Below are 8,135 nucleotides of genomic sequence, written 5' to 3' on the forward strand. Positions count from 1 at the left end.
AAAAAGAGACCCCGCGACCGCCCTGATCCGTCATTCTAGAGACCGGGCGGCCGGGGGCCCGGCACCGGCGATCCCCTGAAGGCGCATGCCCGGGACCTTCAGGGGAAGGCAGACGAGGAGGATCAGCCGTAAAGAAGCTCCTCGCCGTCCTCCGGAATCGCGAGGCGAGCGAGACCGCGCTCCGCCCTGAACTTCCCGAGACTCTCCCGCGTCACCGTGGCGTGGGAGACCCCGGCCACGTGGGTGGCGATCACATCGACCTCCGGGAACATCTCCATCAGAGCGAGGACCTCAAACTCGTTCATAATGATCAGATGTCCCCGGGGATACTGCGCGCCCGCGGCGTTGACGGCGATCCACTTCGGCGAATATCGCCTGACGGCCTCCGTGACGTATTCGCAGAACACGGTGTCGCCGGCGAGGTAGAAGCGCCCCGCCTCCCGCGGGCACTCGAACACCACGCCGCAGGCATCGGCCGTCTCGCGGATCTTCGCGTAGGCAAGCCTGCTCGTGAGGCTCCCCGAGCCGTGGTCGCAGTCGGTGCGGAAGAGCCGCACGCCCCTGAACTCAACGCCCCCGGCGGTGAGCACCGTGACGTTCGTGAAGCCGAGCCCAGCAAGCCTCGTGCGCTCCGCCTCGCCCCCGGTGAAGAGCGGCATCGCCTTCGGGAGAAGCCTCGCGGCCGCCTCGTCGAAATGGTCGAAGTGAAGATGCGTCACGATCACGGCGTCGACGTCGAGCACGTCCTCCGGACGGCACGGGAGGTCGCAGTTGGGATTGCCCTCGCCCAGGACCGGCGCGTCCGGAATGGCGGGATAGGTGTCCCTGGGCGAGAGCATGGGATCGATGAGAAAGCGCACGCCGCCGAAGGTGACGATGCTCGTGGCGCTGCGGATCTGATGGAATTTCATGGGACTTCTCTCTTCTGGGAAAAGTGTTTTCGGCGTGGAAGCTTCCTCTTTCGCAGCGAAGAGTAAAACCTGCAGTTACTATAGGTTCAAGGGCCTCCCCGAAACTTTTTTCCCGCACCCCGTCTCCGTCACTGTTCCTCCCCATGAAGATCGGCGAACTCTCCTCCCGCACCGGCTGCCCCGTCGGCACCATCCGCTTCTATGAATCCAAGGGCCTCCTCGGTCCCGCCCGCCGCGGCCCCGGCAACCAGCGCATCTACGGCACCGCGGACCTCGAGCGCCTCCGATACATCATGGACTGCCGCGCGAACGGCATGAAGCTCGAGTGCATCGAGCGCTTCATCGAATTCCAGAAGGACCCGTCGCTCGGCACCCCCTGGCTCCTCGAGCGCGTGGACGACTACCTCGATCTGCTCGAGAAGAACATGGCGTCGCTGAGGAAGCTCAGGCAGCACCTCACCGGGGTGCGCGCGAGCCTCGTCGAATCGATCCGGGCCGCGGAGGAGAGGAAGGCCGGGGAAGAGCCCGCGGACTCCGGCACCTGACCGGAAGAAAAAAACCTCCTGGACCCCGAATGCGAAAGAGGTCCCGGAGGCTTCGCCGGACTCCTGAGTCCTGACAGGGAGACGTGAAATCAGGAGCCGGCGGCCACAGAAAGTGGACATAAGGGGCCGGAAGGCTGGTACCGGCCCTGAGAGGAGTAACTCGATATCAGACTTTCATCAGGCCTTGGCAAGCTCCTCGGCGACGACGTAGGCGAAGGTCGCGGCGTGGCCCGCGCACATGCCCGGCACGAGGTTGGGGTACGTGCTCGAGAAGTAGCCGCCCGAGTCGTTGCCGACGACGTAGAGGCCCGGGATCGGACTGCCCTTCGTGTCAAGGGCGTTCAAGTGCGTGTTGATCTTGATGCCGTCGAGCGTGCAGAGCGAGTAGCCCGCGTTCTTGACGCCGTAGTACGGGGGCTTCGCGACCGGCGCGAGGCGGAAGGCCTCCTTGCCGAAGTCCTCGTCGACGCCCTTCGCGGCGAGGTCGTTGTAGCGCTCGACGGTGGCCTTCAGCTGAGCGGGCGGCAGGCGCAGCTTTTGGGCGAGCTCCTCGATCGTGTCGGCCTGCTGCACGTAGCCGTCCTTGATGAGCTGCGGCAGAACCTTCTCATGGATGAACTGCCACGCGAAGATCGGGCGGGCGCCGTTCGGGTGAGGAATCAGTCGCGAGCAGCCGGTCATCTTCGTCTTCTGCACGAAGTCGGTCCAGGTCGAGTCGAAGATCGAGTAGTGGCAGTGCCCCTTCTGGTTCTCGTCGCTGTGCATGATGCCTTCGTAGGTGCCCGACTCGTTGAAGAAGCGCTCGCCGTCGGCGTTCACCTTGAGCCAGGGCTGGGAGCCGAGCCAGAAGGTGCCCATGTCGGACTTCTTCATCGCCTCGATGCCGGGCTCGGTGTCCGGACGGATCGCCGAACGGTCGAACTGGGCCATCGAGTGCGTCTCGTCCATCTTCGCGCCCACCCAGAGGCAGGCCTTGATGCCGTCGCCCATGGCGCCGGGCATGGACTTGTTGCCGCCGAGGAAGGTGAGGTTGAAGGGCTGCAGGGCCTCGAGCATCGCGTAGTTGCGGCAGTAGCCGCCGGTGGCGATCACGACGCCCTTCTTCGCGACGTAACGGACGTACTTCCCGTCGGCGTCCTGGGCGATGAGACCGGTCACACGACCCGCGTCCTCACGCTCGAGCTTGAGCATCTTGGTGTTGTAGTGGAACTCGGCGCCGTGCTTCACGGCGTACTCGAAGAGCACGACGTTGCCGTTGAGCCTCTTCTGCTTGCCGTCGGAGGACTCCCAGCGGGCCTGGGGCCAGCGGGCCGTATGGCACGTGGCGAGCATCTGATAGCGCATCGTCGGATCGGTCTCGGCGGTCTCGTGCCAGAGCTCGACCCCGCGCTCAGCGAGGCGGTCGCCGTACCAGTTGACGAAGTCGGCCGAGCGGTCGCAGAAGAGCCTCAGGAGCCTCTGGTCCACGTGTCCGCCCGCGGCCTTGGTGGCAAGCGTGATGAAATCGAACTTGTCGATCTTCGTGCCGTACTTCGCCTGGTAGCGCGAGCCGATGGCGGCGAAGCCCTCGCGCACGCCCGTGCCGACGGCGAAGCGGTCGATGCCGATCACCTTCGCGCCGCCCTCGGCGGCCTTCGCCACGGCGAACATGCCGGCGGTGCCGCAGCCGACGACCACGATCTCGGTCTCGACCGTCCTCGCGATGTCCTTCTCAGCGATCTCAGGAGGCTTGCCCAGCCAGTCGGAGGGGTCGTCCTCCTTGACTTCGGATTTCGTGACAACCTCGACGGGGATCTCGCCCTTCGCCTGCGCGATGCACTTCTCGGCCGCGCGCGAGACGGCGTTCGAGGTGACGGTGGCGCCCGAGACGGCGTCGATCTTCGCGGTCTGGCCCGCCATCAGCGCGGCCTTGAGCTTCGCGGCGGCCGCCTGGCCGATCGCCGGCGTCTCGCACGAGGCGTCGATCACGACGTCGGTGATGCGGTCGGCCGAGAAGGTCATCGTCACGATCACGTCGCCCGCGATGCCGGTGGCCTTGGCCGAGTACGTGCCGGCCTTGTAGATGCCGGCCGGGGCGGCGTGCACGGCCGCGGCCGCGAGCGTGGCGCCCGAGGCGAGACCGGCGCGGATCAGACTGCGGCGCGAGAACTGCTGAGTCATGGATGCTTCTCCTTGTGGTGGCAGCGGCGGGATGAGGAAATGAACCTCTCAAACCCGCTCGTCAGATTCTTGTTGTGGCCCGGCCCAATCTGCCCGCACCCGATCTGCTTTTCGGGTCACTAATCAGTTCGAACTAGGCTTAAAGAATCATATGCCGCGGAACCTCTTGTTTCCTCACGGATTTTCGGAAGAATTTTCCACCCGTTCGCCAAACGCGAACACCCCGTTTCCCTGACGGCGCCGGATCCCGGCGGATTCACGAGGATCGATCATCAGAGACACAAATCCAACACGGTTGAGAACGATAACGCGTATCATGTCGGAGAAGCTTCCGAAGAGACTCTTCGGAACACTTCCTCCCGGCGACGGCCCGCGCCCCGCACCTTCCTTCCTGCCCGCGGAGCACCCGCCGCCGCCGGATCCCCTCTTCCGGATCACGGATCCCGCATCCCCCGCCTGTCCTTCCCGGCCGCTCCAGGGCGCCGTCGTCCTGCCGCCCCGGCATTCCGGATCCCGTTCAGATCCCGAAACGACAGACCTGCCTGATTTTCTGGCTTAGTTTGTATCAGACCAATTGCGTTGTCCCTGAAACCTGACGCGTAGGTTCGCCGCGCTGCGCCGACTCCGGTGATCTCCCGCGTTCCTGTTATCAAAGTCCCCTCCCCTTTGTCCTGTCGCGCCCCCTTGACGAAAGGATCAGCGCCCGGCGCAGGCACGCAGTTGACAGAAAGTGACATTTTTCACGCCAGGGCATACAATGAAAGCCATTCAGAGCGACGGCGCCTGAAGATCCTCATCACCTCCTCCCAACTTGAGAATCTGCCGTCGCTCTTTTTTTGTATTCAGGGCAGTCTTTTAAAAAAGATTTTCATTCCCCCCTTTCGTCGAAAAACGATCACCTGGGCCCTGGCGGTGTCTCCCCGGCATCTGCCGTAGACTTCAGGTAGACAAACGGGCACCCGGAAAGGAGAAGAAGGAGACGACGATGCACTTGGCCGACGGAACTGCGACCACGCGGCTTCTCGTCCTCGCCGCGCTCACCCTCTCAGCCCTCTCTGCCTTCTCGGTGGTGTCGCTCGCCGACCCGACGGTCTCGCTCGAGGCCGCCGTCACCGACTCCCTGACTGAATCCGGCGCGCCCGCGAAGGAACTGCGCCTGGGCGATCTGGCGTTTGACCGCACCCGCATCTCCGACCTCCGCCGCCTCGCGCCCGAGTGCTTTCACGCCTCGAAATCCGTCAAGCCCGCCGGCCCAGGATCGCTCGAGGACGACGACCTCACGGTGCCGCGCTTGATCACCTATGACATCCCCGCCTACGGGTCGGTCTCGGTCACGGCGGTGACGGAGAACGCCGCGGCCTGCTTCGGGCCCGATGTGAAGGACGTGACGCTCCGCTTCCGGCAGAACCGCCTCTCCCGCGCCTGGATCGTCTGCGGGGAGAAGGGCTGCCCCGCCTCGAAGCTCGACGAGCTCCTGAAGCTCACGGGCGCCGCGCCGGACGGCCCCGGCCGCTGGAAAAGCAGCGACTTTCTCATCACCGCCGACGCGTCCGCCCGGGCCGGAATCACGAGGAACATCACGATCGAAAGCCTCGCCCCCGCCCGCCGCGCCCGGGGCTATCTGGAGCAGCACGGCTGGCCCGCGTTCATGGGCTTCCGTCTCGGAAAGACGACGATCAGCGAGCTGCGCACCTTCATGGCGGAGCACGGCTTCCGCGAGGACGAGGGCTCGGCCTCATGGAGCGCCGCCGCCCCGGCGGATCTATTCGGGCTGCACGTTTTCGGCGGGGAGCGGACCGGCGTCACGCTCTTTTTCACGAAGACGGGCGTTCTCACCGCGGTGCAGATGAGTCCGCTTGAGGGGCAGCGGCTGCCCGCGGTCGAGTCGGTCGAGCGGGTCCTTGAGGACCGGGGCTTCCGCTTCCTCTGCCTCTCGGACACGATGATCCCGGTGACGCTCCCCGGCGGCCCCGCGCGCTTCTCGTCGCGCATCTGGGAGCACCCGCAGTGGTCCGCGGAGGCCGCGGGCGGAATGACGCTCATGAAGATTGACCTCCTCACGGTCGAGGGCAGCGAGCGCGTCTGGGCCGTGAAGGTCAGCAACCCCTTCGCGTACGACGACTGATCCCGGGAGAGTCTCACGAGGAGCCGTTCCCAGGGGCGTTCCGGAAGTGTTTCCGGATTGCGAACGCCCCGTTCACGATCCGGCCACGGAGGGTCCGGGCCGTGTCAGAATTCCCGTGTGACCACCTTCCCTCGGGAGCCTCCCCATGAAAATCCGCCAGATCCGTGCCTTTCTCGCGGTCGCCCGCACGGGCGGCGTGCGGCGTGCCGCCGCGGCCCTGTGCCTGACGCAGTCGACCGTCGCCAAGGCCGTGAGCCAGCTCGAGGCCGAACTCGGGAGCCCCCTCTTCGAGCGCAACGCCATGGGCCTGAGGCTGAACGACGCCGGCCGCTCGATGCTCCCCTACGCCGAGACGATCGTCGCCAACGCCGACCGCGCCGCCGCCGCGGTGGCCGAGGCCGCCTCGGGGCGGGTGGCGGAGCTCAGGATCTCGGTGACGCCCACGCTCCCGCCCGACGTGCTCTCCGCAGCCCTCGCGCGCTTCCGCGGGCGCTTTCCCGCGGTCAAGCTCCGCTTCACCTCGGGCTTCTTCTCGGACTGCATGCCGCGCCTTCTCACCGACAAGCTCGACCTCTCGCTCGTGATGTCGGCCGAGCACCAGCACGAGGCCCTGAATTCGCTTGTCGAGGAGCCCCTCTGCGAGATCGACCAGGGGGTCGTGGCCGGCATCGGCCACCCCATTCTTGAGGAGGGCGCCGACGTCCGCCGCCATCTCACCGAGTCCGAGTGGCTCACCACCGTGCAGGACGAGAAGTTCCTGATGGAGCGCTTCGCCAGCATGGGGATCCCGATGCCGAGGTCGCTCACGCTCTGCGACTTCTACACGGTCGACGCGTTGAACGGCATGAACGGCGCGCTCTCGCTCTCCCCGCTCTCCGTCACGGAGGATCCCCGGTATACGGGGAAACTCGAGGCGCTCCCCCCGGAAAAATTTCCCCTTCCACCCCTCACGATCTCGTTCTTCCGACGGCGCGCCGTGGAGCTCTCGCCCGCCGGGGACTTCATGCGGCTCTCGATCCGCGAGGCCTTCGACGCCTGGATTCGTCAGAAGCCGCGGCGCTTCATACGCCCCCTCTGAAAATAATACTTTTAAAACTCCCTCCTCAAAGCAACCGTGATATGCTTCGCCGCGGCGGGGTCACCCCGCCTCCGGCCAGCGTCCGATCTTTCGCATTCATCGGGTGCCGGCCTTTTTCGTGCGCGCCCGATTCGGAGCTCCTCCGGGCGCCTTCAGGTGCGTCCGGGCGACACCGGCTCCTCCGCACCGACCGGAAACGCGCCATGACCGCATCCCCTGGCACCGCCTCCACCGCCTTCATCCACAGGATCTTCCTCACGCACCCCACGTACCTCAGGGCGCTGCGGTCCCTACCTCCCGATTCGATCCGGGCCGTGGACTGCGGGCGGGGAAGCGCGAATGCATAGATCAAATCCCCCGGACTCAAATGCGCAGGTTTATGACGCATGCCGCGCGGATCAATGCCGGCGCGGAACATCGGTTTCAGGCGAATCCCGCTCTTTTGAACCGCATCATTCCCTTTGAATATCCCTGACATGGATCGCACACGCTCCCGGCATTCCATTTGTTTCCGAATTGTTACGCATCCCGCTCAGGCTCGCGCACATTTGCCGGGAAACAGGCGGACATAACCCGGTCTCGAGTCGGGCACTTCAGTTCGGTGTGAGTCCGTTGTTGTCACTTGTGTTGTTTCCCCGCACCGGCTTTCATGCTCTCTTCCGGTGCATTTCGAAAAGACAGCTGCGAGAAACTTCAGACAGTAAAAAACCGGAGCTCCGATTAACTCGAAACTCCGGTTTGTTTGATTCCCTCGGGAATCAGGCGTTCAGCGCGGACTTATTCGGCCGGCTGGATGCGGAATTCCTCGACCTCATGGCCCTGGCTGATCTGCTCGACGAGCCAGCGGGGCTGACGGCCGCGGCCGGACCACTCTTCGCCGTTGGGGCCGCGGAACTTCGGGGCGCACTGGCGGCGCGGGGCGGAGACCCTCTTCGCGGGGCGGGCGGCGTCCGGGAACGTGAGGTCGGAGGCCTTGATGCCGAGCGAATCAATCAGGCTCTGAATCTGCTGAATCATGTCGCCGCGGAGAGCGTCTTCGCGGGCAGCGAGCTTGGCGCGCATTTCCTCGACTTCAGCGAGTTCCGCCTGGAAGCCCTTAATATCCATATGCATATCCTCCTTGTGACAAGAAAAGCATGACTGCTCAAAAGAAGTTTTTCCGTTGCGATTGATTCTACGCTGTGGTTTTTCATATTTCAAGGGCAGGAGCCGGCGCGGTTCTCCGAGCGGGTTCATTTTGCCGCTTCCACTTCTGGCTCATCCTGAAGAGATGCCCTGAATGTTTTCTCCTCCGTCAGAGAGCCCCGCACGGCGTC

At 64.8% G+C, this 8,135-nt stretch carries 6 protein-coding genes; 3 read left to right on the top strand and 3 right to left on the bottom strand.

The features are described 5' to 3' along the window. Positions 1 to 122: 122 nt before the first annotated feature. A complete protein-coding gene (locus Q4F91_RS12035) occupies positions 123 to 911 on the bottom strand; it encodes an MBL fold metallo-hydrolase (protein WP_303337960.1) in 789 nt (262 codons plus the stop codon). Positions 912 to 1,054: 143 nt separating this feature from the next. On the opposite strand from Q4F91_RS12035, the gene Q4F91_RS12040 reads away from it, so the two are divergent. Then, positions 1,055 to 1,456, top strand: a complete 402-nt coding sequence (locus Q4F91_RS12040; protein WP_303337962.1) for a MerR family transcriptional regulator — start codon at positions 1,055 to 1,057, stop codon at positions 1,454 to 1,456. Positions 1,457 to 1,633: 177 nt separating this feature from the next. Here Q4F91_RS12040 and Q4F91_RS12045 read toward each other — a convergent pair whose 3' ends face one another. Beyond that, complete coding sequence (locus Q4F91_RS12045; RefSeq protein WP_303337963.1) at positions 1,634 to 3,616, bottom strand: FAD-dependent oxidoreductase; 1,983 nt, start codon at positions 3,614 to 3,616, stop codon at positions 1,634 to 1,636. Positions 3,617 to 4,601: 985 nt separating this feature from the next. Here Q4F91_RS12045 and Q4F91_RS12050 point away from each other — a divergent pair. Next, positions 4,602 to 5,741, top strand: coding sequence for a hypothetical protein (locus Q4F91_RS12050; RefSeq protein WP_303337964.1), 1,140 nt, complete (start codon positions 4,602 to 4,604; stop codon positions 5,739 to 5,741). A gap of 145 nt (positions 5,742 to 5,886) precedes the next feature. Then, positions 5,887 to 6,819, top strand: coding sequence for a LysR family transcriptional regulator (locus Q4F91_RS12055; protein ID WP_303337965.1), 933 nt, complete (start codon positions 5,887 to 5,889; stop codon positions 6,817 to 6,819). Positions 6,820 to 7,596: 777 nt separating this feature from the next. On the opposite strand, the gene Q4F91_RS12060 is transcribed toward Q4F91_RS12055, so the two are convergent. After that, positions 7,597 to 7,932, bottom strand: a complete 336-nt coding sequence (locus tag Q4F91_RS12060) for an H-NS histone family protein (RefSeq protein WP_303337966.1) — start codon at positions 7,930 to 7,932, stop codon at positions 7,597 to 7,599. Positions 7,933 to 8,135: the final 203 nt, after the last annotated feature.

Origin of the sequence: Sutterella sp. (assembly GCF_030539355.1) — a bacterium.
Classification (GTDB): Bacteria; Pseudomonadota; Gammaproteobacteria; order Burkholderiales; family Burkholderiaceae_F; genus Sutterella.

What these genes read in the sequence shown, in the direction of transcription:
- Q4F91_RS12040 (WP_303337962.1), top strand. Translation starts at nt 1,055, where the DNA reads ATGAAGATCGGCGAACTCTCCTCCCGCACCGGCTGCCCCGTCGGCACC.
- Q4F91_RS12055 (WP_303337965.1), top strand. Translation starts at nt 5,887, where the DNA reads ATGAAAATCCGCCAGATCCGTGCCTTTCTCGCGGTCGCCCGCACGGGC.
- Q4F91_RS12060 (WP_303337966.1), bottom strand. Translation starts at nt 7,932, where the DNA reads ATGCATATGGATATTAAGGGCTTCCAGGCGGAACTCGCTGAAGTCGAG.
- Q4F91_RS12050 (WP_303337964.1), top strand. Translation starts at nt 4,602, where the DNA reads ATGCACTTGGCCGACGGAACTGCGACCACGCGGCTTCTCGTCCTCGCC.
- Q4F91_RS12045 (WP_303337963.1), bottom strand. Translation starts at nt 3,616, where the DNA reads ATGACTCAGCAGTTCTCGCGCCGCAGTCTGATCCGCGCCGGTCTCGCC.
- Q4F91_RS12035 (WP_303337960.1), bottom strand. Translation starts at nt 911, where the DNA reads ATGAAATTCCATCAGATCCGCAGCGCCACGAGCATCGTCACCTTCGGC.